18 protein-coding genes and 2 pseudogenes are annotated in these 25,533 nt (G+C 62.6%); 7 read left to right on the top strand and 13 right to left on the bottom strand.

The genetic code is table 11. The features are described 5' to 3' along the window. Both JQC81_RS19405 and JQC81_RS19400 read right to left on the bottom strand, forming a co-directional pair. Positions 1–287, bottom strand: a pseudogene (locus JQC81_RS19405) (outer membrane protein); the annotation flags it as partial. 310 nt (positions 288–597) lie between these two features. Continuing rightward, complete coding sequence (locus JQC81_RS19400) at positions 598–1,296, bottom strand: alpha/beta fold hydrolase (RefSeq protein ID WP_203273424.1); 699 nt, start codon at positions 1,294–1,296, stop codon at positions 598–600. A gap of 184 nt (positions 1,297–1,480) precedes the next feature. Between JQC81_RS19400 and JQC81_RS19395 the strand changes: the two genes are divergently transcribed. Next, positions 1,481–2,977: a DEAD/DEAH box helicase gene (locus tag JQC81_RS19395; RefSeq protein WP_203273423.1), complete on the top strand. Its 1,497-nt coding sequence runs from the start codon at positions 1,481–1,483 to the stop codon at positions 2,975–2,977. Here JQC81_RS19395 and JQC81_RS19390 read toward each other — a convergent pair. Further along, positions 2,970–3,365 carry a TfoX/Sxy family protein gene (locus tag JQC81_RS19390; protein WP_203273422.1) on the bottom strand — a complete coding sequence of 132 codons (396 nt, stop codon included), beginning with the start codon at positions 3,363–3,365 and terminating at the stop codon, positions 2,970–2,972. The two genes, JQC81_RS19395 and JQC81_RS19390, sit on opposite strands and share 8 nt — an antisense overlap. Positions 3,366–3,368: 3 nt before the next feature. After that, entirely contained in the window at positions 3,369–3,749 is a 381-nt protein-coding gene (locus JQC81_RS19385; protein ID WP_203273421.1) for a HesB/IscA family protein, read from the bottom strand. A 169-nt stretch (positions 3,750–3,918) separates the two neighbouring features. Here JQC81_RS19385 and ybaL point away from each other — a divergent pair, with 169 nt between their 5' ends. Continuing rightward, positions 3,919–5,814 (top strand): YbaL family putative K(+) efflux transporter, encoded by a 1,896-nt coding sequence (gene ybaL / locus JQC81_RS19380; protein ID WP_203273420.1) that lies wholly within the window; start codon positions 3,919–3,921, stop codon positions 5,812–5,814. Here the strand turns inward: ybaL and JQC81_RS19375 are convergent. Then, positions 5,713–6,931, bottom strand: a pseudogene (locus JQC81_RS19375) (FAD-dependent oxidoreductase). The gene ybaL and the pseudogene JQC81_RS19375 overlap by 102 nt on opposite strands. Before the next feature lie 201 nt (positions 6,932–7,132). On the opposite strand from JQC81_RS19375, the gene JQC81_RS19370 reads away from it, so the two are divergent. Then, positions 7,133–7,897 carry an SDR family oxidoreductase gene (locus JQC81_RS19370; RefSeq protein ID WP_203273419.1) on the top strand — a complete coding sequence of 255 codons (765 nt, stop codon included), beginning with the start codon at positions 7,133–7,135 and terminating at the stop codon, positions 7,895–7,897. Between the two features lie 143 nt (positions 7,898–8,040). On the opposite strand, the gene JQC81_RS19365 is transcribed toward JQC81_RS19370, so the two are convergent. The 6 genes from JQC81_RS19365 to JQC81_RS19340 all read right to left on the bottom strand — a co-directional run bounded on the left by JQC81_RS19365 (position 8,041) and on the right by JQC81_RS19340 (position 14,679). Beyond that, positions 8,041–8,337 (bottom strand): SUF system Fe-S cluster assembly protein, encoded by a 297-nt coding sequence (locus JQC81_RS19365; RefSeq protein ID WP_246718876.1) that lies wholly within the window; start codon positions 8,335–8,337, stop codon positions 8,041–8,043. Positions 8,338–8,422: 85 nt separating this feature from the next. Next, a complete protein-coding gene (locus tag JQC81_RS19360) occupies positions 8,423–9,658 on the bottom strand; it encodes a cysteine desulfurase (RefSeq protein WP_203273418.1) in 1,236 nt (411 codons plus the stop codon). A gap of 121 nt (positions 9,659–9,779) precedes the next feature. Beyond that, positions 9,780–11,093 (bottom strand): Fe-S cluster assembly protein SufD, encoded by a 1,314-nt coding sequence (gene sufD / locus JQC81_RS19355; RefSeq protein WP_203273417.1) that lies wholly within the window; start codon positions 11,091–11,093, stop codon positions 9,780–9,782. Position 11,094: 1 nt separating this feature from the next. After that, entirely contained in the window at positions 11,095–11,847 is a 753-nt protein-coding gene (sufC, locus tag JQC81_RS19350) for a Fe-S cluster assembly ATPase SufC (RefSeq protein WP_203273416.1), read from the bottom strand. Positions 11,848–11,961: 114 nt separating this feature from the next. Further along, the gene (gene sufB / locus JQC81_RS19345) at positions 11,962–13,434 is read right to left on the bottom strand and encodes a Fe-S cluster assembly protein SufB (RefSeq protein ID WP_203273415.1); all 1,473 of its coding nucleotides are present in this window, start codon (positions 13,432–13,434) and stop codon (positions 11,962–11,964) included. 72 nt (positions 13,435–13,506) lie between these two features. Next, entirely contained in the window at positions 13,507–14,679 is a 1,173-nt protein-coding gene (locus JQC81_RS19340) for a cysteine desulfurase family protein (protein WP_203273427.1), read from the bottom strand. A gap of 234 nt (positions 14,680–14,913) precedes the next feature. Here JQC81_RS19340 and JQC81_RS19335 point away from each other — a divergent pair, with 234 nt between their 5' ends. Beyond that, a complete protein-coding gene (locus JQC81_RS19335; RefSeq protein ID WP_203273414.1) occupies positions 14,914–15,570 on the top strand; it encodes an alpha/beta hydrolase in 657 nt (218 codons plus the stop codon). 97 nt (positions 15,571–15,667) lie between these two features. Here the strand turns inward: JQC81_RS19335 and JQC81_RS33920 are convergent, their stop codons facing one another. Next, entirely contained in the window at positions 15,668–18,328 is a 2,661-nt protein-coding gene (locus tag JQC81_RS33920; protein ID WP_203273413.1) for a M10 family metallopeptidase C-terminal domain-containing protein, read from the bottom strand. A gap of 233 nt (positions 18,329–18,561) precedes the next feature. On the opposite strand from JQC81_RS33920, the gene tyrS reads away from it, so the two are divergent. After that, complete coding sequence (tyrS, locus tag JQC81_RS19325) at positions 18,562–19,824, top strand: tyrosine--tRNA ligase (RefSeq protein ID WP_203273412.1); 1,263 nt, start codon at positions 18,562–18,564, stop codon at positions 19,822–19,824. 3 nt (positions 19,825–19,827) lie between these two features. Here the strand turns inward: tyrS and JQC81_RS19320 are convergent, their stop codons facing one another. Then, complete coding sequence (locus JQC81_RS19320) at positions 19,828–23,223, bottom strand: YhdP family protein (RefSeq protein ID WP_203273411.1); 3,396 nt, start codon at positions 23,221–23,223, stop codon at positions 19,828–19,830. A gap of 227 nt (positions 23,224–23,450) precedes the next feature. Between JQC81_RS19320 and JQC81_RS19315 the strand changes: the two genes are divergently transcribed. Both JQC81_RS19315 and JQC81_RS19310 read left to right on the top strand, forming a co-directional pair. Further along, entirely contained in the window at positions 23,451–23,918 is a 468-nt protein-coding gene (locus JQC81_RS19315; protein WP_203273410.1) for a peroxiredoxin, read from the top strand. An 83-nt stretch (positions 23,919–24,001) separates the two neighbouring features. Continuing rightward, positions 24,002–25,510 carry a matrixin family metalloprotease gene (locus JQC81_RS19310; RefSeq protein WP_203273409.1) on the top strand — a complete coding sequence of 503 codons (1,509 nt, stop codon included), beginning with the start codon at positions 24,002–24,004 and terminating at the stop codon, positions 25,508–25,510. Positions 25,511–25,533: the final 23 nt, after the last annotated feature.

The raw sequence follows: 25,533 nt of genomic DNA, 5'->3' as shown, positions 1-25,533 counted from the left end.
TCGCCTTCGAGACCGACCACGAACGAGCCGATCTGGTAGTTGTAGCCAACCTGGGCGCCGCCGACGAAGCCGCCGTCGTCATCCTCATCAGCGAGGTCAACCGAGTCGAAGTCGTCGTTCGACCAGCCGTAGCCGGCGTTCACACCGACGTAGAAGCCGGTCCAGGTGAAGACCGGAACGGCAGCGATCATCGGAGCCGGAGCAGCGCGGCGGGAGGGAAGGTCAGCAGCGACAGCGCCGGTGGCGAGGCCGAGCAGAGCGACCGAAGAGAGGAGGATCTTTTTCATTGGTTTGGTCCGTCTGTTAGAAGGATGTGGCCCAGCTTGTAGCCCAGGCCTGACGTTTCGTCTGTCACTTTCCTGCCACAGTCGATACCCGAACAGCGCGTTCACCCAATTCACAGGTGTTCCGCCTGTGCATTTCGCCCGATCCGGGCGGATCCAGACGCGTTGCCCCATTACGCGGGAAGCACAGATAACTCTTTTAAATCAATAACTTGACCTGGAGTGGAGCTTCGCTCCTGTCAGCTCAAGCAGGCAGTAACCAATCATTGACCATGATTGCGAAGAGCCCCGCAAGCGATCTGCGAAATTGTGGTTAATCCTTGTTCAGCCACAAACCGAGAGCCTGTGTCACGCGCTCGGGCTGCTCCAGAGTCGACAGGTGACCCGAGTCGGGCACGACGACGAGAGATGCCCACTCGATCATCTCGGCCATCTCCCGCGCGATCTCCGGCGGGGTGATGGCGTCTCCCTCCCCGACAAGGACAAGTGTGGGAACCTCGATACCAGGCAGATTTGGCCGTGAGTCGGCGCGGGCCATGATCGCCCGCTGCTGACGGATATAGGCCTCGGCTCCTGTTTCCCGCATCATGCCGAGCACGACTTCCTGAAGGTCGCGATCCCCCTGACGGTCGGGATGCACGAGACGCGGCCAGAGCTTGGAATGGATGTCTTCGAAGCGTCCGGCCTCTGCCAGGGCAATCAACCGCTCGCGATCCTGGCTTGCCTCCACCGAATCCGGACGGGCGCTCGTGTCGAGGAGGGCCAGCCGCGCCACCCGGTCCGGCGCCTGCCGCATCACCTCCAGGGCGATGTACCCACCCATCGAGAGCCCGGCGAGGGCAAAGCGCTTAGGCGCTTCCTGTAGGAGGCGGGCCGCCATGGCCGGGATCGAATCATTGCGGGTGTGATCCGCGACCAGGATTGCGCGCTCGGATCCGAGCGCGGCCATCTGCGGCTCGAAGAGACGGGAGGTGCAGGCCAGACCGGGAATCAAAAGGAGCGTTTCGGCCATCAAATCTTCCTCAAGTGTTCCCCGGCAAGTTCGCCTGATTGACAAGCGCATAGCTTCTCTTATGGTCCGGCCACTCCTCGACTTGAGCAAGAGCCTCAGGTGAAACCAGTTTCGCGCCTGTTTGTTGCCGTAGAGCGCGGCCGGCACTTCAAGAGCGCGCCCAGCCCAACGGTAATGAGAATTCATGTCCTTCGCCGAACTCGGACTTAGCGAGAAAGTTCAACAGGCCGTATCCAGCGCAGGCTATACGGAGCCGACGCCGATCCAGGCTCAGGCCATTCCCCATGTGCTCGCCCGTAAGGACGTGCTGGGCATCGCCCAGACCGGCACGGGCAAGACGGCAGCCTTCACCCTGCCGATGCTGACGCTCCTGGAGACCGGCCGCGCCCGGGCGCGCATGCCGCGCACGCTCATTCTCGAGCCGACCCGCGAGCTCGCTGCCCAGGTCGAGGACAACTTCGACAAGTACGGCATCAATCACAAGCTTTCCGTTGCCCTGCTGATCGGCGGCGTGTCCTTCGGCGACCAGGACGCCAAGATCACCCGCGGCGTCGATGTGCTGATCGCAACCCCCGGCCGCCTGCTCGATCATTTCGAGCGCGGCAAGCTTCTGCTCACCGGCGTCGAGCTCCTCGTCATCGACGAGGCCGACCGCATGCTCGACATGGGCTTCATCCCGGATATCGAGCGCATCGTGAAGCTGGTGCCCTTCACCCGGCAGACCCTGTTCTTCTCCGCCACCATGCCGCCGGAGATCCAGCGCCTGGCCGACGCCTTCCTGCACAACCCGGTGAAGGTGGAGGTGGCCCGCGCCGCCTCGACCGCCTCGACGATCACCCAGCGCCTCGTGGCGACGGGCCGCGAGGATTTCGAGAAGCGCGAGACCCTGCGCGAGCTGATCCGCAACGCCACGGACCTGCAGAACGCCATCGTCTTCTGCAACCGCAAACGCGACGTGGCCGTGCTCCACCGCTCCCTGCAGAAGCACGGCTTCGCCGCAGCGGCGCTCCATGGCGATATGGACCAGCACGCCCGCATGGCGGCTCTCGACAGCTTCCGCACCGGCGAGATGCCGATCCTGGTCGCCAGCGACGTTGCGGCCCGCGGCCTGGACATTCCGGCCGTGAGTCATGTGTTCAACTACGACATCCCTCACCATGCCGAGGATTACGTGCACCGCATCGGCCGCACGGGCCGGGCCGGACGTGCCGGCCAGTCCTTTACGCTGGTGGGTCCAGGCGATGAGAAATCCCTCGCGGCGATCGAGAAGCTGATCGGCCAGCCGGTCGAATGGCAGGGCCCGACACTCGCGGAGCGTCCGCAATCGGAAGGCTCCTCACGCCGCCGCGGTGGGCGTGGCGAGCGTGGCGAGCGTGGTGAACGCGGCGAAGAGCGCTCACGCGGCCGCAAGGTCAAGGTCCGGTCTTCAGGACGTTCCCAGGAGCCTGCCGAAGCGGCACGGGCGGAAGACCCGGCGCCACGTCCTGCTGCTGCTCCCCGTGAGGAGCAGCCGAGTCGCGCGCCCCGCCGCGAACGGGATCGGCCTGAGCGCGGCAGGAGCCCGGATCAGGGCTATCAGGGCCGCTCCCGGCGCGAGGATGACGACGAGCGCGTCATCGGCCTCGGCGATCACGTCCCAGCCTTCCTTATGCGGCCGGTGACCGTCAAGAAAGCTAAGTAGCGGGCTCGGAGGTTTTCTTCCGGGACCTCCCAGGAGCCTTCTTGGTTGAAGGCGCCTTGTTGCCTTTGCGGACCTTGGCACGCCGGGCGGCGCCGAGGGCCATGGCGGCAAAATCCCGCGCTTCATCGGGGTCGTCCAGGGCCGATTCCGGCATGAGCCAATAGCTCGTGAGCGTCGCTTGGCCATTCTTCATCTCAACGGTGAATGGCCGGGAGCCCAGTTCCTGGAATGCTCTGACGCTCTCCTCATCCACCTTGAGGTACAGCTCGCCACCGGCTTCTAGGGCAAACATCAGCTCGCCCTGGTAGATCCCCTTCCCGCCGAACATCCGGCGGATATGGACAGGTCCGAAGCTGCGAAAGACGTCGCGAATAGCCTCGGCGTCCATGAATCACTCCGCTGATTGGAGAGCGTTGGGCGTTGCCGGCGTGATGGCGACGGATTCGCCGCAGCCGCAGGCCGAGGTCTGGTTCGGGTTGTTGAAGACGAACTGGGACGACATCTTGCTCGTCTGGAAGTCCATCTCGGTGCCGAGCAGGAACAGCACCGCCTTTGGATCGATGAGCACGGTCACGCCCTTGTCCTCGACCACCTCGTCGAGCGGGTTGACGCTTTCCGCATATTCCATGGTGTAGGACATGCCAGCGCAGCCGCCGTTCTTCACGCCGACTCGCACGCCGACGATGGGACGGTCAGCCCTTGAGATGATATCTTTGACGCGGTTTGCCGCCGCGTCGGTCAAAGTGACGACCTTGAAGCCGGGTAGAGCCATAAGCCTTCTCTCCTGACAGCCGGGTTCAAGGCCCGGGCAGAACGAGTTCGTTGGCCTATAGATAAGGGGTCCGCGGGCAAACGTCGAGACCGTTCAGGGTTGCCTCAATGGCCGAGGTCGACCATATCGGGAGGATCCCCGGAAAACCGCCGCCGTTGAAGGAGAGCAGATGCCGCATCACACGCCGCTGATTTCAACCATCGTTGTCGGCCTGGTTCTGGCATTTGCTTTTGGCGCCCTCGCGCATCGCTTCCGTCTGTCTCCTTTGATCGGCTACCTGCTCGCAGGCGTCCTGGTCGGCCCCTTCACACCCGGCTACGTGGCCGATCAGGGCTTGGCCAACCAGCTCGCCGAAATCGGCGTCATTCTGCTGATGTTCGGCGTCGGCCTTCATTTTTCGTTGAAGGACCTCCTGTCCGTGCGCGCCATCGCCATTCCCGGCGCCGTCGTGCAGATCACCAGCGCAACCGTCCTAGGCATGGGTCTCGCCTGGCTCCTGGGCTGGACCGTGGGCGGCGGCATCGTGTTCGGCCTGGCGCTCTCGGTTGCCAGTACGGTCGTTCTGCTACGGGCCCTGCAGGAGCGCCGCCTCGTCGAGACTGAGCGGGGGCACATCGCCGTCGGCTGGCTGATTGTCGAAGATCTGGCCATGGTTCTCACCCTGGTGCTGCTGCCGGCCTTCGCCAATGCCACCTCCGATGGGTCGGCGGATCTTGAATCCATCGTGATTTCCCTCGGCCTGACTCTCGGCAAAGTCATCGCCTTCGTGGCCGTCATGCTGATCGTCGGCCGCCGCGTGATCCCGTGGATCCTCCACTATGTGGCCCATACCGGCTCACGGGAACTCTTCCGCCTGGCCGTCCTCGCCATTGCACTGGGCGCCGCCTTTGGCGCCGCGGAGCTGTTCGGTGTCTCCTTCGCCCTAGGCGCCTTCTTTGCCGGTATGGTCTTGAGCGAGTCGGAGCTCAGCCATCAGGCCGCGTCCGAGACCCTGCCCCTGCGGGACGCCTTCGCGGTTCTGTTCTTCGTCTCGGTCGGCATGCTGTTCGACCCGATGATCCTCATCAGCGATTTCGGCCCGGTCGTCGCAACGTTCCTGATCATCGTCGTGGGCAAGTCGCTGGCGGCCTTCGCCATCGTGCGGCTCTTCGGCCACCCGAACTCGACTGCGTTCACCATTGCCGCAAGCCTGGCACAGATCGGCGAGTTTTCCTTCATTCTCGCGGGCTTGGGCGTTGGTCTTCAGATTCTGCCTGAGAAGGGACGCGATCTGATCCTGGCCGGGGCCATCCTGTCGATCCTGATGAACCCGTTCCTCTTCACCCTGCTGGACCGGTGGTTCGCAAAGCGCGACACGGCTCGAGCCCAGGCCAAGGCAGAGGCTGTCGCGGCTGAGAAGGAAGCACGTGCAGCCGAGAAAGCCGCCGCGGATGCCGCGCGCGAACCGCTCCCCGTCACGACTCTCACCGATCACGTGGTGCTCGTCGGCCATGGCCGGGTCGGCAAGTACATCAGCCGCAAGATGGCGTCGATCGGTGCTCCGTTGCTCGTCATCGAGACCAACAAGGAGCAGGTTGCCGATCTGCAGAAGGACGGCCGTGAGGTCATTGTCGGCAATGCGGCCGATCCCGAAGTGGCTGCGGCCGCCAATATCGGGCAGGCCCGCTGTCTCCTGGTGGCAATCCCCGATGCGTTCGAGAGCGGTCAGGTCGTCGAGCAGGCCCGCATGATCAATCCCGACCTGCCGATCATCGTGCGCACTCACTCCTTCGCCCAGGAGGAGCACGTCATGAAATACGGCGCGACAAGAATCGTCATGGGGGAGCAGGAGATCGCCCGCGCCATGTTCGCCGCCGTGCCCGACGCTCCCCGCGCGCCGGTGCTGTCCTCGGTCGAGGAAGCAGACGACATTCTGGACGAGGATCAGAACGAGACCGGGCCGGACCGCGATACGGCGAACCCGTCAGCGCACGTGCTCCGGCCGGAAGCCGATGCCGACAAGACGGGCGGGGATGCGCCGGAACAGGGGCTGCTGCGCCAGCCACCGGAGGAGCCGGGGCGGTGAAACGGGCTGCGTGCTGTTGAGGACCGGCGTGATGAGCCGATTCTGGAGCAGCACCTGAAGCCTCTGGGTCATCCTGGTCGGCCACTCGCGCCGCTTCTGCACGAGGGCGAGTTGCTCAGGCCCCACAGGCCCGCGCTTGAGCCCCGGCCCCAGGATGTTGGCTGTCGCAATTGCATCCTGGATCGCGAGATTGATGCCGACTCCGCCGGCCGGCGACATGGCATGCGCCGCATCACCGATGCAGAGCAGCCCCGGCCTGTACCATTGCTTGAGCCGATCGACGGCGACCGTCAGAAGCTTGATGTCATCCCAGGACTGCAGCTCCTCAAGGCGATCTCCCAGAAAGGGAGCAACCCGCGCGAGCTTTGCGCGGAAAGCCTGCAACCCCTCTTGCTTGAGCCGTTCCAGCGACCCTTTGGGGATGAGGTAGGCGCATTGCCAGTAATCACCCCGGTCTATCATCACCAGCATCTGCCCGGCTTCAATGCGCCCGAGCAGCTGGCTCGGATCGCTAGGGTGCTTTGACACCCGCATCCAGAGCACATCCATCGGCGCGCCGATATCCAGCACTTCAAGGCCGGCTTTTTCGCGGATCACGGAGCGGCGGCCATCGGCAGCCACCAGGAGATCGGCCCTTACCTCGAGCCCCCTCCGGGGTCGAGACTCGCACCCCAGCCATCCTGCCCTGCTCCTCGATCAGATCCGTTACCTCCGCCTGCATCCGAAGCTTGAAGTGCGGGTACTCGCGAGCGTGATCGGCCAGGAAGTCGAGGAACTCCCATTGCGGCATGAAGGCGATGAACTTGCAGCGGGTCGGCAGATGCGAGAAGTCGCCGAGCGTCAGCGGCACGCCGCCGACCACGAGGCTGACCGTCTGCGTCCGCTGATGCGGACGGGCGAGAAACTCATCCAGCAGCCCGAGTTCGTGCATAACCTCCAGGGTCGACGGGTGGATGGTGTCGCCGCGAAAATCCCGCAGAAAATCCGCATGCTTTTCGAGGACCAGTACCTCCACGCCCTGCCGGGCCAGCAGAAGCCCCAACATCATCCCGGCCGGCCCGCCGCCGACAATGCAGCAGCGGGTGTGGAGGATTTCGGAGACATGAGGCGTGTTCATCGGCTCCCTCGGGAAGGCCCGCAACTGCTCGGATGCAAGCTGAGCCTACCGTCATTTCGCACCAAGCCAAAGTCGGCCAAGCGATTGACGTGAAATCATGCCCGATCACAGGAATCGGGCGCAGAAAGCGGGTCGGAAGCCAAGGGGGAATTTGAGATCTCCAGTCCCGAGCCATGAGCTCGATGAGGAAAGATCTCAGTTATGACAATACTTAGGAACAAGACTGCCATTGTAACAGGAGCCAGCTCAGGCATTGGCTATGCGACGGCTCGGCTCTTTGCGCGCGAAGGTGCCAACGTCATCGTGACCGCACGGCGTCTGGATGCCTTGAACAGCCTGGTCTCGGAGATCGAGGCAGCGGGCGGGCGCGCCATTGCCCTGGCAGGCGACATCAAGAGCGAGGAGTTGGCTCATGCATTGGTCGACACGGCCATCAACCACTTTGGAGGCCTCGACATCGCCTTCAATAATGCGGGCATGAGTGGCGAGATGGGGCCAACGCCTGGCGTATCGCTTGCGGGCTGGAACGAGGCTCTCGCGGTCAATCTCACAGCAGCCTTTCTGGGCGCCAAGTACCAGATTCCTGCCATGCTCGACCGCGGAGGCGGCTCCGTGATCTTTACCTCGACCTTCGTCGGCTACACGGCAGGAATGCCCGGTGTGGCCTCTTACGCTGCCAGCAAGTCAGGCCTCATTGGGCTCACCCAGTCTCTCGCCAGTGAATTCGGCCCGAGAGGCATCCGGGTTAACGCCTTGCTGCCGGGCGGCACGGATACACCTCTAGCCGAAGCCTGGGTCAGTACACCGGAAGCTCTCGCTTTCGTCGAAGGCCTTCATGCTCTGAAGCGGCGTGCCCGACCCGAGGAGATCGCCCGGTCGGCACTCTATCTCGCCTCGGATGCATCGAGCTTCACGACGGGCACCGCGCTACTCGTCGACGGCGGTGTATCCATCAACCGGACGTGACCCATCACTATTGTGCAAACCCAAGATCACCGTCATCCCCGGATTTGTTCCGGGGATCCACGCCTTGAACCGCTTAAGACGTCATGGCCGGGACAGGCCCGGCCATGACGTCTCAGAATTCGTAAGCTATTGAGCCGAAGGTCTCACCACATATCCAGTGCAACCCGCGCCTCGTCGGACATGCGGCTTTGATCCCACGGCGGGTCGAAGACCATGTTGACTTTGACGCTCTGGACACCCTGCACCGTCGAGACGGCGTTCTCGACCCAGCCCGGCATCTCGCCGGCCACGGGACAGCCCGGGGCCGTCAAAGTCATGTCGATGGCGACGTTCCGGTCGTCGTCGATGTCGACGCGGTAGATCAGGCCGAGTTCGTAGATGTCGGACGGGATCTCCGGGTCGTAGACGGTCTTCAGGGCCGCGATGATGTCGTCCGTCATGCGGTCTAGTTCTTCCGGCGGGATCGCGGAGCCAGGGGACACCTGCGGCGCGTTGGATGGGGATTGGTCGTTCACAGGTTCATCCTCAAGCAAACAGGGCTTCCGCCTTCTGCAGGGCGTCCGCCAGCTTATCGACTTCTTGCATGGTGTTGTAGAGGCCAAACGAGGCCCGGCAGGTGGAGGTCGCGCCGAAGCGGTTCAGCAGCGGCATGGCGCAGTGGGTGCCTGCCCGGACGGCCACGCCCTGCCGGTCGATGACCGTTGCCACGTCATGGGCATGAGCGCCCTTCATCTCGAAGGCGATGATGGCGCCCTTGCCCTTGGCCTGCCCGATGATCCGCACAGAGTTCATGGCCCGCAGGCGCTCGTGCGCGTATTGCGACAGGGCTTCCTCATGAGCCTGGATGTTCTCGCGCCCGAGGCTCATCATGAACCGGAGCGCCGCGTCGAGGCCGATGGCCTCGATGATGGCAGGTGTTCCGGCCTCAAACCGATGCGGCGGGTCATTGTAGGTGATCCCCTCGCACAGCACCTCCCGGATCATCTCGCCGCCACCCTGGTAAGGCGGCATCTTCTCCAGCCACTCACGCTTGCCGTAGAGAAGGCCGATGCCGGTTGGCCCGTAGACCTTGTGGCCGGTGAAGACATAGAAATCGGCGTCGAGGTCGCGCACATCGACCTGGAGATGGACTGCGCCCTGGGCCCCGTCCACCAGCACCGGGACGCCATGAGCGTGGGCGATGCGGATGATCTCCTTGATCGGCGTCACGGTGCCCAGCACGTTCGACATGTGGGTGATGGCGACGATCCTGGTGCGCGGCGAGAACAGCTTCTCGAACTCCTCGACAAGGAAGTTGCCTTCGTCGTCCACCGGCGCCCACTTGATCACCGCACCGTTGCGCTCGCGCAGCAAGTGCCAAGGCACGATGTTGGAATGGTGCTCCATGATGGAGAGGATGATCTCGTCCCCCTCCCCGATATTCATGCGGCCAAACGAGTCCGCAACCAGGTTGTAGGCTTCCGTAGCGGACTTCGTGAAGACGATCTCGTCGATGGACCCGGCATTGAGGAATTCCCGCACGGTCTCGCGGGCGCGCTCGAAGCCTTCCGTCGCCACGTTGGCCATGTGATGCAGTCCACGATGCACGTTGGCGTAGCCCGTCTGCATGGTGTTCACCATGGCGTCGATCACCGCCCGCGGTTTCTGGGCCGAGGCGGCGCTGTCGAGATAGACGAGGGGCTTGCCATAGACCTGCTGGCTCAGGATCGGAAACTCCGCCCGAACGGCTTCGATGTCGTATGGCTTCACAGGAGCGTTCATTGCCTTACCTGTCTTCCTCTTTGGTCATCACCGGCCTTGTACCGGTGATCCCGATGAGGAAAAGCGCCGTGCCCTTCCAGTCGAGATGGCCGGGACAAGCCCGGCCATGACGTGTTGAGTATTACGAGCGAGCCTTCAGCCAGGCTTCGACCGTGCCGATGAGCGCCTCGCGGGCGGCCTCATTCTCCACGAACTCAAGCGCCTCGCCCAGGAATGCCTGGACCAGGAGGCTTTCGGCCTCCTTCTTCGGCAGGCCGCGGGCCATGAGATAGAACAGGAGGTCCTCGTCGAGCTGGCCGCAGGTGGCGCCGTGGGCGCACTGCACGTCGTCGGCGAAGATCTCAAGTTCCGGCTTGTTGTTCATCGAGCCGCCCTCCTCTAGGAGGAGCGCTGCCGACATCATGCGCCCGTCGGTCTTCTGGGCGTGATGTGGAACAATGATCTTGCCCTGGAAAACGCCGGTCGCCTCATTGTCGATCACCGTCTTGAACAGCTCCCGGCTCTCGCAATGGGGCGCCGCATGCTCGACCACAAGCGTCGAGTCGGCATGCTGCGTACCCTTCAGCATCGTGGCGCCGTTGACGCGCAGGTTTGTATTCTCGCCGTCGAGAACGGCGAAGACCTGGTGCCGTGAGGTGGCGGAACCGGCCACCACGTTGATGCTGTTGAACACCGCCTCACCACCGATCTTGGCGGCGAGGGTGGAGAGGGCCAGCGCCCTGTCGCCCTCGGCATTGACGCGGACGTGCTGCACGTTGGTGCGGTCGCCTGCGATCAGCTCCACCACGTCGTTCGGCTGGTGGTTGGCGCCGTTCGTGCTCTCGTGTGTCTCAAGCAGGGTCACCGAGGCGCCCTCCTCCACGACCACGAGGATGCGCGTCGCCGTGGCAACAGCCGAAGCCGCAGAGGTGACGAAGCGCAGGTGAATCGGCGTCTCGACAGGTCCAGCGATCCGGATCATGACGCCGTCGGCCATGAAGGACGTGTTGAGCTGATAGACCGGGTTCTCGCTCGCCCATTTCACGGGGCTCAGCTTGGCGAGCCAATCATGATTGTCGGCGAGTGCCTCGGTCAGAGGCACGATCTCGACGTTCTCAGGGAGATTATGGAAATCCACCGCCTCGCGCACGAGATGCCCGTTCACGAACGGCACCTGCAGCGCCTCGATGCCGGCAAGCGCCTTTGCGTCCGCCAGAGCGGCCTTGGCCTCGTCAACTGAGGGAGCCGAGGCGAACGGCGCGATCTCGCGCAAGAAAGCGCGCAGATCGGTGTACTTGAACTCCTCCACCCGGCGGTGCGGCAAGCCCCGCTGGGTGAAAAGCTCGAAGGCCTGAGCGCGCGATTCCACGTTGCCCGGCAACAGGGTCTTGGCGCTCTCGAACGCCTGCGCCAGCGCGGTTTCCGCCGGCGTCTTCATGAGCGTGACGTCAGCCATATCAAGCAGCCTCAGTTTCCCGGTAATCGGCGTAGCCGTTGGCCTCGAGTTCCAGCGCCAGTTCCTTGCCGCCCGTCTTCACGATGCGGCCCGCATGCATCACGTGCACGGTATCGGGCACGATGTGGTTGAGCAGGCGCTGGTAGTGGGTGATGACCAGGAAGGCGCGGTCGGCCGAGCGCAGCGCATTCACGCCCTCGGACACGATGCGCAGCGCATCGATGTCGAGGCCGGAATCCGTCTCGTCCAGGATGCAGAAAGAGGGCTGGAGCAGCGCCATCTGCAGGATCTCCATGCGCTTCTTCTCACCGCCGGAGAAGCCGACGTTCAGGGCGCGCTTGAGCATGTCCTTGGGGATCTCGAGCTGGGTGGCAGCGGCGTTCACGCGCTTGATGAAGTCCGGCGTGGTAAGCTCGTCCTCGCCGCGCGCCTTGCGCTGGGCGTTGAGGGTGGCCTTCAGGAAGGTCATTGAGGCGACACCAGGGATCTCCAGCGGATACTGGAAGGCCAGGAATACGCCGGCGGCGGCGCGCTGATCCGGCTCCATCTCCAGCACGTTCTCGCCGTTGAGCAGGATCTCGCCATCGAGGACCTCGTAGTCCTCCTTGCCGGCGATCACGTAGGACAGGGTCGACTTGCCGGATCCGTTCGGGCCCATGATGGCGGCGACCTCCCCCTTGTTCACGGTGAGGTTGAGGCCATTGAGAATGCGCTTGTCCTCGATCTGGACAACCAGGTTCTTGATTTCGAGCATCTGAGTATTCCGTTGTTTTAGTCGTGGATGGCCGGATCAAGTCCGGCCATGACGGCCTTGAGGGTCTCGCGTCATGCCCGGGCTTGTCCCGGGCATCCACGTCTTTGCCTTTGATTAACCGACCGAGCCTTCGAGCGAGATCGAGATCAGCTTCTGCGCTTCCACGGCGAACTCCATGGGGAGCTGCTGCAGCACGTCCTTCACGAAGCCGTTGACGATGAGCGCCGTCGCCTCCTCTTCCGAGAGGCCGCGCTGCTGGCAGTAGAACATCTGATCTTCGGAGATCTTCGATGTGGTCGCCTCGTGCTCGAACACGGCGGTGGCGTTTTTCGACTCGATGTAGGGCACCGTGTGCGCGCCGCACTGGTTGCCGATGAGCAGCGAGTCGCAGTTCGTGAAGTTGCGCGCGCCGGTGGCCTTGCGGTGGGCCGAAACCAGGCCGCGATAGGTGTTCTCGGAGCGGCCTGCCGCGATGCCCTTCGAGATGATCCGGCTCGTGGTGTTCTTGCCGAGATGGATCATCTTGGTGCCGGAATCGACCTGCTGCATGCCGTTCGACACCGCGATCGAGTAGAACTCGCCGCGGGAATTGTCGCCGCGCAGGATGCAGGACGGGTACTTCCACGTGATGGCGGAGCCCGTCTCCACCTGGGTCCAGGTGATGACCGAGTTCTTGCCCCGGCAATCGCCGCGCTTGGTCACGAAGTTGTAGATGCCACCCCGGCCCTCGGCATCGCCCGGGTACCAGTTCTGGACCGTGGAATACTTGATCTCGGCATCATCGAGGGCCACGAGCTCGACCACGGCGGCATGAAGCTGGTTCTCGTCGCGCTTCGGGGCGGTGCAGCCCTCGAGATACGACACATAGGAGCCCTTGTCGGCGATGATCAGGGTGCGCTCGAACTGGCCTGTGTTCTTCTCGTTGATGCGGAAATAGGTGGACAGCTCCATCGGGCAGCGCACGCCCGGCGGCACGTAGACGAACGACCCGTCGGTGAAGACCGCCGAGTTCAGGGTGGCGAAGAAGTTGTCCGTCACCGGCACGACCGAGCCGAGATACTGCTTCACGAGATCCGGGTATTCCCGAATGGCCTCGGAAATCGGCATGAAGATCACGCCAGCCTTGGCGAGTTCTTCCTTGAAGGTTGTCGCCACCGACACGGAATCGAACACCGCGTCCACGGCGACGCGGCGCTGCGGCTCGACGCCGGCCAGGATCTCCTGCTCGCGGAGCGGAATGCCGAGCTTCTCGTATGTCCTGAGAATCTCCGGATCGACCTCATCGAGGGACTTCGGCGCCGGGTTCTTCTTAGGCGCGGCGTAGTAATAGATGTCGTTGTAATCGATCTTGTCGTACGACACCCGCGCCCAGGCCGGCTCCTTCATGGTGAGCCAGCGCTTATAAGCGTCGAGGCGCCATTGGAGCATCCACTCGGGCTCGCCCTTCTTGGCCGAGATGAAGCGGATCACGTCCTCGGAGAGGCCCCTTGGGGACTTCTCCATCTCGACTTCGGTCTCGAAGCCGTACTTGTATTGGTCGACGTCGATCAGACGGACCTGATCGATTGTTTCCTGCACTGCAGGCATCGTGTCTCTCCCACCGCTCACGGCTTCAAGGGCCGCGGGTTGATGACATGGAACTTGAAGCGAGGCCTTGGTTTAGGCCGCACTCGCCTTCCGCTTATATAAGGTGCCGACCACCCTTTCGCACGCCTCCGCAAAGCGGATTACGTCCTCTTTCGTGGTCGACCACCCCAAACTCACGCGCAAAACGCCCTCAGAAAGGGCTGGCTCCACGCCCATGGCGTCGAGCACATGCGACCGCTTGACCTTCCCGGACGAGCAGGCCGAACCGGAGGACAGGGCCACCCCTGCCAGATCGAAGGCGATCAGTGCCGTCTCGGCCTTGAGGCCGGGTATGGCAAAGGCGAAGGTATTAGGCAACCGCTCAGCTTGCGCACCCACAACAACCGCATCGGGCGCAATCCGGCGAAGCTTAGCCTCTGCCTCGTCCCGCAGAGCCCGAAGCCGCCCGGCCTCCTGCTCGAGGACATCAAAGGCGATCGCGGCCGCAGCGCCGAAACCGGCGATGGCCGCCACGTTCTCGGTGCCGGCCCGGTAGCCCTTCTCCTGCCCGCCGCCCCGGATGAGGCGATCGGCGATCTCGAACTGATCGGAGGCGAGAACCACAGCTCCGATTCCCTTCGGCCCGCCGATCTTGTGAGCCGAACATGTGAGCACATTGACCCCGAGCGCGGCCATATCGATCGAAATCTTGCCGGCGGCCTGAACCGCATCGGTGTGGATCAGCCCGCCATGCTCATGAACGAGACGGGCCGCCTCAGCTACAGGCTGGAGCACGCCGGTCTCGTTGTTGGCCAGCTGGATGGAAACCAGCACGCGCTCATCGGCGACGTTCCGGAGGCGGGCCTGAAGCCAAGCCAGATTAACCGTTCCATTGGAATCAACGGGCATGATCTCGACGGCGTCTGAGGGGAACCGATGCCCGTTGAGCACGCAGGGGTGCTCGGCAGCGCCCAGGAGCAGTCGGGTCGCACCCGTCTGCCCAAGACGGCGGAAGCCCGGCGTCAGAACGAGATTGGCAGCCTCGGTGCCGCCGCTCGTGAAGATGACGTTTTTGGTCCGCGCACCGACGAGGCGGGCCACCGGCTCGCGGGCTCGCTCGATCTCGGCCCTGGCGGCACGGCCCTCGGCATGAACGGAGGAGGCATTTCCGGGAAGCTGGAGAGCGCGCAGCATCACCTCGGCAACCTCCGGCCGCAGGGGCGAAGTCGCGTTGTGGTCGAGATAGGTGCGCTGGCCTGCCGCCATAGCTGCCGTGAGCCTCACGAAATTCTTGCAATCGACCTGGGTTGCCGTGCTAAAGCACCGCAACCACATCTGTCCGATGCCTCATCCGCTGGACAACGCCGCCCGGGTGATATGAAACATTGGAACATTTTAGAATAGTTCTAAGGGTTCTTTTATGAGAACCCGCGGCCTGGAGTCAAGGCTGTCACGGTTTTTCCCTCTCCCAATGGAGGGGTGAGCAAGAGGTTCGCGTTCATGCCTGAAGTCATCTTTACGGGTCCTGCCGGTCGCATCGAGGGGCGCTATCAGCCTGCCAAGGAAAAAGGCGCTCCTATCGCCATCATCCTGCATCCGCACCCGCAGTTCGGCGGGACGATGAACAACCAGATCGTCTACAACCTGTACTACGACTTCGCGAAGCGCGGCTTCTCGGTGCTGCGGTTCAACTTCCGCGGCGTCGGCCGCAGCCAGGGCGCCTTCGACCATGGCCAGGGCGAACTCTCCGATGCGGCTGCCGCCCTCGATTGGGCGCAAGCCATGAACCCGGACGCCCGCGCCTGCTGGATCGCCGGCGTTTCCTTCGGCGCCTGGATCGGCATGCAGCTCCTCATGCGCCGCCCGGAGATCGAGGGCTTCATCTCGATTGCCGCCATGGCGAACCGCTACGACTTCTCGTTCCTCGCCCCCTGCCCGTCCTCCGGCCTCTTCGTGCACGGCTCGGAAGATCGTGTCGCCCCGGTCAAGGATGTGGTCAGCGTCATCGAGAAGGTGAAGACCCAGAAGGGCGTGAAGCTCGAACACGCGGTCATCGACGGCGCCAACCACTTCTTCGACGGCCGTGTCGACGAACTGATGGTGTCCGTCGACGAATACCTCGACAAGCGTCTCGGCACGGCTGAGGAAGCCGCCTAAAGGCAGCCCCGTCTACCAAGACAGCATACTGGGCAAATAAAGAAAAGGCCGGTGGGGTCGCCCACCGGGCTTTTGTATGAGATCGAGCAAAAACGGCTTACATCAGCACGAACTGATAAGAAGTCAGTGCCGTGCCGGCCTTCAGCTGTGCGAATTGCACCTGCACCGCTCCGCCGATGCCATCGTCATCGTAGGACACCGCGCCTGTGCCTTTGTCATAGACGATGCGATGCAACGAGGTCGTCGCAGTCGAGCCGACGGCAAATGCCGAGCTGTCCAGATTAAACCCGCTGATCGCTCCGAAAATGCTGCGGCTGAGCTGAATCTGATCGCCTTCCGTGGCGCTGAAATCGATGATCTGGTCGATATTGCTTGATGCGTTCAGCGCCACGTCGAAGCGGAACACATCCCGTCCTGCACGCCCCTCCAGCCAGTCCGAACCCTCACCACCAGTGAGCGTATCGTTGCCGCCGCCGCCCGACAGATAGTCGTTCCCGCCGGCACCGTACAGCTGGTCATTACCCTCATGGCCGTACAGGTCATTGCCGAAGTTGCTGCCCGTCAACAGGTCGTTGAACTGCGACCCGTGCACACCTTCAATTGAGATGTAGCTGTCGCCTGCCGCCTCGCCGGTATTGATGGAAGCGTTCAACAGATTTGCCACGACCGCAGAGCCGGCGTCGAAGTAGCTTGCGAAGTCATAGCCGTCACCGCCATGCAGCAGATCGCCACCGCCTCGACCCTGCAATGTGTCGTTGCCGCTGTCGCCGTAGAGTTCGTTGGCTTCGTGCGAGCCGCGCAGGTCATCGCTATAGACCGAACCCCCGATCCCCTCGATACCCGCATAGCTGTCACCAGCGGCCTCGCCGCTGTTGCGCCAGCTCTCGAGCAGGTCGGCGGTCACGCCGGCTGTGGCGGTGAAGTAGCCAGCATAGTCGAATCGTGCCCCGCCATCGATCCTGTCTGCCCCGAGCCAACCGACCAGATTGTCGCCGCCATCGCCGCCATACAGCGTGTCGTTACCGCCCTGGCCGAAGAGGGTGTCGCTGCCCTCGCGTCCGCTGAGGACGTTAATGTCATGATTGCCGGTGAGGGTGTCGGCAAAGCTTGAGCCCTCCAGCGCCTCGATGGAGGTATAGCTGTCGCCGGCAGCATCACCGGTGTTGGCGGCAGGATTAAGGAGGCTCGCCACGATACCGGAAGCGGCAGTGCGATAGCTGGCGGTGTCAAAGCCGTTCCAGCCGCCGTCGAGCGCATCGCCACCGAGCCCGCCGATCAGCGTATCATCGCCGCCACCGCCATTGAGGTAGTCCGCCCCACCCAGACCTGAGAGGTTGTCGAAGCCCTCGTGACCATAGAGGTTGTTGCCGATGTCATTACCGCTGATCGTGTCGTTCAGTTGCGATCCATGCACGCCCTCGATGCCACTATATGTGTCACCCGCGGCCTCGCCCGTGTTGCGCCAGGACTCCAAAAGACTGACGGTGACGGCATAGGTGGCGCGGTAATAGCTGACGAAGTCGAAGCCGGCACCGCCCTGCAGATTGTCTGCGCCAAGACCGCCCTGCAGATCGTCGTCGCCAACGCCTCCGTTCAACGTGTCATTACCGCTGAAGCCCTGGAGTTCATCGTTGCCGCTTCTTCCCTCCAGGGAGTTGTTGGCTTGGTTAGCGATGATCTTGTCACTGCCGCTGCCGCCGATGGCATTCTCGATGAGAGACCGCGGATTGCCCTGGTACTGGAAGGCATTATAGACGTTTCCGTTGACGAAGCTGTCGCTGGTCTTTCTAGCGAGCTTGCCCTGCGAAAACTTCGAGAAGCCGCCTGGGGTCAGATCAATCAGTGCACTGTCGGTGAAGTTCGATAGGTCATAGGTATCGACGCCGCCGCCGTCCCAGATCGTCAGGAAGATCTTTTTGTCCTCCCTGGCTGCCTGGCCAATGCCGTTGACGAACATCTCACCCGTTTCAGAATTCCAGCGGTAGACCGTGTTTGTGTCGTTCGTAACGAAATCGGCGCCGTACATCGCCTGAAGAGCAGCGATGTCGTACTGCATGAAGGTAGCGGGGCGCTCCTTCGTCTTATTGTAAGACATCACGGTGTATTCTGTTGAATCACGCGCAGCAGACACGCCCGGCAATCCAGGCACCGAGTCATGGGTATGTTTCAGACCTAGCGCATGACCCAACTCATGCAGAACCAAATAGTAGCTGGTTTCCCCTTTTGGGATATTCGTCGTTGCACCGTATTCGAGCCACGTCTCACCGCCATAGACAGGCATGCCAGGATAGTATCCCGTGCTTGTATCGATGACCGATCCGGACTGGAAGCCTGCTACTTTGATCATCGCATCATTGCGGCCCACGTAAGAGACGCCAACCTGGATGAAGCTGGCCAAAGCAGCCATGGCTTCATGTACGGCAGCCTCTGATTGTGCCGACAGGCGCTCGAATCCGGACGCACTGGGGTTGAACAGCGCGTAATCGCCTCGGGCGTCGGGAAGCGCATAAGTGATCGTATCACCCTTCCACTTGGAACCAGACAGCAATCCCGCGACGTCGCTGTCTGCGTGAGATGGGGTAAAGTACTGCGCGTCGCCGATGGTCATTCCCGGAAAATACTTGGCCATCAGAACATTGTAGCACAGAAGGAGGGACAGGATCCCGTCCACAACCCACTCGCCGATGTTCTTGAAGAAATCGACCGTGTCTTCTGCCGCGCCTTCGATCCAGTCCCAGGCGTCATTCAGCCAAGACATATCCCACCTCTTGCAATGATACTTTATTTCAATGTAGGACCGGGTTTTTGCCGCGTCAAGCTGACGCAGCGGAATAGAATGGTGCCCGAGTTTGGCCGACAAGGCGCTTGTTGCCTAAGTCTATTTTCCTATTGAGATCCTCCTAAGTGGATCTGAGGAAACCGGATGAAATCCTGCCGCGAAGCTGGTAGAGGGTCCTCTCACCTGCGACTAAGACCCCTGAGAGAGACGCGATGAACGCGCCGAAATCCGACTTCCTGAAGGTGCTCACCGAGCGAGGCTTCATTCACCAGACCTCGGATTTCGAGGGCGTAGATGCGGCGGCTCTGGAGAACCGGCTGACCACCTATGTCGGCTACGACTGCACCGGCCCGTCGCTCCATGTGGGGCACCTGCTCTCGATCATGATGCTGCACTGGCTGCAGAAGACCGGGGCCGGCAAGCCGATCACCCTCATGGGCGGCGGCACGACCCGGGTGGGCGACCCTTCCGGCAAGGACGAAAGTCGCAAACTCCTGACTGTCGAGCAGATCGAGGGCAACAAGGACAGCATCAAGACGGTCTTCTCCCGCTTCATCTCGTTCGGCGAGGGCAAGACCGATGCCATCATGGTCGACAATGCCGAGTGGCTGACGAAGCTCAACTATATCGAGTTCCTGCGCGACGTGGGCCGACACTTCTCGGTCAACCGCATGCTGTCCTTCGACAGCGTGAAGCTGCGTCTCGATCGGGAGCACGAGCTGTCATTCCTGGAATTCAACTACATGATCCTCCAGGCCTACGACTTCGCGGAGCTCAACAAGCGCTACGGCTGCATCCTGCAGATGGGCGGCTCGGACCAGTGGGGCAACATCGTCAACGGCATCGATCTCGGCCGCCGTCTCGGAACGCCGCAGCTCTATGCCGTCACCTGCCCCCTGCTCACCACGGCCTCCGGCGCCAAAATGGGCAAGACGGCCTCCGGCGCGGTGTGGCTCAATGCCGACAGCTTAAGCCCCTACGATTACTGGCAGTTCTGGCGCAACACCGAGGATGCGGATGTCGCCCGCTTCCTGAAGCTCTTCACGATATTGCCAATGGATGAGATCGCACGCCTTGAGGCGCTCCAGGGCGCCGACATCAACGAGGCCAAGAAGGTTCTCGCAACGGAAGCGACCGCCCTCCTCCACGGCCGCGAGGCAGCGGAACTGGCGGCTGAGACGGCTCGCAAGACGTTCGAACAGGGAGCGTTGGCCGAAAGCCTGCCTACCATCGAAATCGCATCCGATGTGCTCGAAGGCGGACTCGGCGTGCTGGTAGCCTTCGGGCCGGACTACGCCAAGCTCGTGCCCTCATCGAGCGAGGCGCGCCGGCAGATCAAGAGTGGCGGCCTCAAGGTCAACGACCAGACCGTCTCGGACGAGCGCGGCACGTTGAGCCTGTCGGATGTCACGGCCGAGGGCGTGATCAAGCTGTCCTTCGGCAAGAAGAAGCACGTGCTGCTGCGCGCGGTTTAGCCCTTATCGATCGGGCGCCGCCGGCAGAGAACCTGTCTGCGGCGCCTGCTCGCCTCCCACGCCAAAAAGCTTGCGCAGGAAGCCAGGCGCCACCGCCGAGAGCGGATTGACCGACAGGGACGGCGCGCTCGCCTGCCCGTTTAGGCGAAAATTGACGGCGAACAGTCCCTCGTTCTGCCCACCGCCGAGCAGCGGCCCGAACAGCGGCACCTGGGCGAACACGTTGTTGAGCCCGTAGGCCGGCACGAAGGTTCCCGACACGTCGAGGCGGTCGCGGGCATAGTCGATGAACCCGCCCAGGGTGAACCCGATCTGGTTGCCCCAGATAGCCGCATCTTTGAAATCGAGGCGCCCGGCGCTGCGGGAGAACTCAAGCCGCGCCTTGGTGAACTGGACCTCGTTCACGTCCACACGAACCAGCTGCGGTCTGCCGGCCCGATCGCGTCCGGCAACAACCTGGGTTTGAGTCGGAATGATGCGACGCAGGGCCGGCTCGTTGACGAGCGCAAAGGAGTGCATGATCACATGCCCGGCCTGCGGCTCGTCTCCCGTGGAGAGCTGCAGGATGAGATTGCCCCGCGACATGCGCTTGTAGATGTCGGTGAAGCGCAGGAGCGCGCCCGCATCCTCGGCCTGGATGATCACCACCGGGTTGCCCCCAGCTTGGGGAATGGTGCGGCCCAGGATATCGGTCGCGCCGAGGCGTCCCTTCAGATCGAGCTGTCGCAGGCTGTCCTTGCGCATGGATGCCTTGACGGAGGCATTGGTGATCGCCTCCTCGTTGAAGCCGGTCAGGATATTGAGGTTCAGGTCGAGGTCGAAATCCTTGCCGTCCTTGTTCGCCCCTCCACTGCGCCCGCCGGAGGTCGCTCCCCCACCTTTCACGAAGGGCCGCGCATCGCCCACATTGCCCCTGATCGTGACCCTGTAGACTCCGTTAGAACGCTCGATCTGGGCGCGCATGTCGTCACCGGGCGAGAGCTTGAAGGTCGAGAGCTCCGCCTTGTCGAGGCCGCCCTCGTTGTTGAGGGTGGCGTGGCCGCGCAGCTGAACATTGCCGCTGTCGAGCTGAAGGTCCCGGATCTCGCTCGTCAGCCCGTCCACTACGGTGAAGGTGAGCTTGCCCGGCCGACCGACCGGCTTCACCCAGCCCGGCACGAGTTGGTCGATCCCGGCCTTTGCCAAGTCCGCCTCGACATTGATAACCGAGGGCGCACTCTCGCCCAACGGCAGGCTCGCCTTGAGGCCGATGGTGCCGGTGAGCTGCGAGCCGAAGGACAGTCCGCGCCGGCTGCGGGCGGCCTCGTCGAGGGAGAAGGCAACGCTGGCCTGCCCGCCCTGCCGGTTCTTGTGGAGGTCGATGACGGCCGCGCTGCCGGCGAGCTTGCCGTTGCCTTTTACCGAAAGATCGCCCCGGCCATAGGCGATGGTCAGGTCTGCCCCCTCTAGGCGGTCCTTTCCGAAGAAGCCGTCGACGCCGAAATCGCTGATCGTTCCACCCACCTTCAGCGGCAGGTCCTTGAACTCGGGAATGTCATGGACCGGCATGCCGATGCCGACGCGCAGATCCGTCCTGCCCTTCATGGTGGCGGGATCGATGTTGAAGCCCGCGATCTCCTTGATCCGCGGTTCCAGCAGGAGTGCCCCCAAACCGTCGGCGCCTCCCGCGAGGCGGAAGTCGATGCGCGCTACCCCGTTGTCGTCCCAGTAATTGTCCAGGACAAAGGCGCCCTCGGAGGCCGACAGGGAACGGTCGTTCGCCATCTGGACCAGCCCGGCCGGGGCGCGAACGAGCACCTTCCTGCCGGTGACCTGGCCGGTGACGTTCAGGCCGGCGATTGGCGGGATGCCTTCGTCGACCTGCAGGGTGCCGTTGGAGACGGCGAAGTCGATCTTCAGGGACTCGTCGGGCGTCGGACCGCCGGTCAGCGCCTTCTCGATGTCAGCCCCGGTCATCGCCACCTTGAGATCGATGGACTCGAGCGTCCCGGCCTTCAGATGGGACACCAGATACCGCCGCACCGGCGGAGCCGCGGCCTCCGGCCAGAGCCGCAGGGCCGAGCGGATGTCGGTCTTCTCGGCCCGGACATCGAGCCTCAGTCCCTTCGGGTCGTCGGTGGCGGCCAGGAGACCGTTGATGCTGGCGGACAGCTCCGGACCTTTGAGCGTTATGCCGTTGATCCTGACACCGTCGTGCCCGGAGAGATCGGCCGTGAACTCGCTAACCTGCAGGGGCCGGTCCCCTGAAGCGGCTCCGGACCAGCTGATGTCCCGCCCACCCAGGTTGAGTCGCCAGGGATTGCTTCCGTTGGCAATCTGCAACCGGCCCTGCAAATTCAGGTTCGTGTCCCCGCCCTTCGCTTCGACGCGTTGGAGCTCAAGAGCCTTGGCGGCTTCGTTCCAGTGAGCCTCGATGACGGCCTTGTCGACCGGAAACGGAGAGGTGTCCGGATCCTGGATCTCGATCGTGCCGGGGCTGCTCTCGAGCCGCGTCTTCAGCTCCGTGACCCGTCCGTCCGCAAAGGCTAGGTCGAACCGGCCGGAGAACTCAAGGTCCGTGGTTGCCGGCACCTCGGAGGCTCCCGAGAGCAGGAGAATGTCGGTGATCGGCGCCCTCTCCGCCACGATGCTGGCCCGGTAGGCATCCTGGCCTTCGACCCTGGCGTCACCGTTCAGCTGCCAAGGCCCTTGTGGCCCCTCGACGGTTGCGGCGAACCGGCGGCCGCCCTCCTCGGTCCAGTCGAAGGCCGCGTTGACGCGCTGGAAGCGCGCCCGCTCGCGCCCGTCGGCATCAATGAAGACGAGGCGTGCATTGGTCAACTGGGCCTGGTTGAGCGAGTTCAGGACGCTTCTGGGACCGACGATGAGTTCGAGCAGCGATCCAACGGCGCCCGATACGGGAGAAGGCCCATTCACGTCGCGAGCCATCGAAGCAGCCGCTTCCTTGGAGGGCTCCTGCACGGCAGGGCCGGGCTGGGCGCCCTCTCCGTCAGCCCCCTGCACCGGCGAGAAGGAGAGCGAGCCGTCCCGGTTTACCCGGACCCGCAGTTGCAGATCGCGGACCTCGATGGCTTTGGGTTGGAGATTGGCCGTCAGGAGCGAGCTCAGATCCGCGCTCAGGATGGCATAGGGGGCCCGAAGCACGAGGTCGCCCCCGGGGGCGCGGATGTCGAGGCCGTTCGCCCGCAGGGCCGGTGAGCCGTCATGCAGCTCGATGGCTGTGTTGCGCAGCGTTACGGTCCAGCCGGGTCCAATGCGGGATGCCAGCGCCTCCGCAACCCGCTCGGGCAGACGGCCGAAGCTCATGGGAGCAGCCGACAGGCGCAGGTAGAGGAGCCCGAAGGCGGCCGCCAGGAAGACGATGAGCCCAAGCTTCACATAGAGAGTGCCACGCAACACGCGCCGGAGGAGGCTTCGTTTGGCCGGTTCTCGCCGGGACAACGTGTTACGCAAGGGCAGCTTCATTCTTGTGACGTTTGGCAATCCGGTTCTTGCGCAGGGGCGCCATTCAGGGAATCAAGGTACGTGACCTTAACCGCCTTGGAAGCGTCCCGCGACTGTTTCCCCTTCAGTCCTGCACATCAGAGGTTTCCAAACAGTACATTTCGCCAAAAGGAAGGCGTTTCATGACCCTTAGCATCGGAACCAGAGCTCCGGACTTCACTCTGCCTGCGACAGATGGTCGGGAGATCAGCCTCGACGGTCTCAAGGGCCGCAAGGTTGTGCTCTACTTCTACCCGAAGGACGATACCAGCGGCTGCACCCTTGAGGCACAGAACTTCCAGGCTTTGAAAGCCGAGTTCACGTCCGCCGATACCGAGATCGTGGGGGTCTCGCCTGACGGCTTGAAGAGCCACAACAAGTTCCGCGCCAAGTACGGCTTGGATTTCACCCTGGCCTCAGACGAGGCTACCGCGATGCTCCAGGCCTATGGGGTCTGGATCGAGAAGAGCATGTATGGCCGCAAGTACATGGGCGTCGAGCGCACCACGGTGCTGATCGACCGGAACGGCCTCATTGCTCAGCTCTGGTCCAAGGTGAAGGTGCCGGGCCATGCGGAGGAGGTGCTGAAGGCAGCCCAGGCGCTGGGTTAGCGACAGGGTAGCTCATTGCTGTCACGCATCAAATATTCCTAAGTTACATTATACATACAGTCCTTCTGAGCAGCGATCCTACGATGTCGAACTACACAGCCATTCTTTCTGGCCAAAGCTGGAATGCTTTTTCCGGTTTAAACACTGCCAAGAGACCCATCTTCCTCACTTATTCCTTCAATGCTGTGTCCGAGGGGACGTCTAAGTTCGGCAGCGCTGAGAAAGCCATGGCGAAAAAGGCCCTGAAGATGTGGGAGGACGCCTGCGGCATCCGCTTCCTTGAGGTCAAAAAGGGAGATGCCGAGCTGAAGTTTAAATGGGATTGGAACTGGTACACGGTCACCGCCTGGGCGGAATTCCCGGAACTCACTCGGGACAGACTCGATGGCTGGCAGGACCAAGTGCGGGATGAGAGCGGCGGAAATGTCTACCTGAACACCCAGAACCGCTCGGAGATCACCCGAAACCCGAATTTCATGCTTTACATCCTGCTTCACGAGATCGGGCACGCCTTGGGTCTCAAGCATCCTTTCCATAAGATGCCTCACAACAAGAAGCTGCTGAGCTCGGACCTCGACAACGTCAAGCACACGGTCATGAGCTACACGGGTGGCGACGCCGATATGGGACCGATAGAGCTCGGAGCCTTCGACATCGAGGCCATTCGCGCACTCTACGGCAGTCCTTCGCAGGATGGGCGTCAGGTGGCGAAATGGTACTGGAGCAAGACCAAGGAGACGCTGTCCCAGACCGGCAAGAGCAAGGCTGACATCATCTATGGCGTCAACGCCAAAGACATCATCAAGAGCGTCAGCGGCAATGACAAGCTCTACGGCTTTGCCGGCGATGACAGTCTCTACGGGGGAGCCGGCAACGATGTGCTGAGCGGCGGGGATGACGACGACAAGCTGTTCGGCAACTCCGGCAACGATGTCCTGAGAGGCGGTTACGGCGACGACGTCCTGCAGGGCTCCACAGGCGATGACAATATCGGCGGCGGGTACGGCGATGACATTCTCTACGGCGACTCCGGCAATGATGTCCTGAAGGGCGATGACGGCAATGATGCTCTGCAGGGCGGCTCAGGCAGCGATAATCTGGACGGCGGGGATGATGATGACACTCTGAACGGAGACATCGACAATGACATCCTGAGCGGTGGAGATGGCAACGACATCCTCCAGGGAGGCGACGGCAGCGACAACCTGGATGGTGGCTTCGAGAACGACATGCTCCATGGAGGCGCAGGCAGCGATACCCTGAATGGTGGCGCAGGCAGCGACCAGTTCGTTTTCGACACTTGGTTCAACGGTATCGACGATGTTGACTCGATCGTAGGGTTCAGCAACTGGGAGGGAGACAAAATCGTTCTGTCATCGACTGTCTTCTCCACCCTCACCAAAGGCGTATTGCGCTTTGAGGTGTTCGTGGAAGGATCGGTCGCGAAGGATGCGGATGACAGGATCCTCTTCGACTACACTGGGCGATCCCTATCCTACGACTCGGATGGCTCCGGCGCCAATGCTGCCCTGCGCTTTGCGCAATTCACGCAAACGGTGGCGATCAAGTCCTACGACTTTTTCATCGTGTAGATGTGACCGCTGATGGAAAAAGG

This window comes from Microvirga arabica (genome assembly GCF_016811235.1).
GTDB classification, from domain to species: domain Bacteria; phylum Pseudomonadota; class Alphaproteobacteria; order Rhizobiales; family Beijerinckiaceae; genus Microvirga; species Microvirga arabica.
The sequence above is the reverse complement of the archived record's forward strand: the minus strand, read 5'-3'. Positions and strand labels throughout refer to the sequence as shown.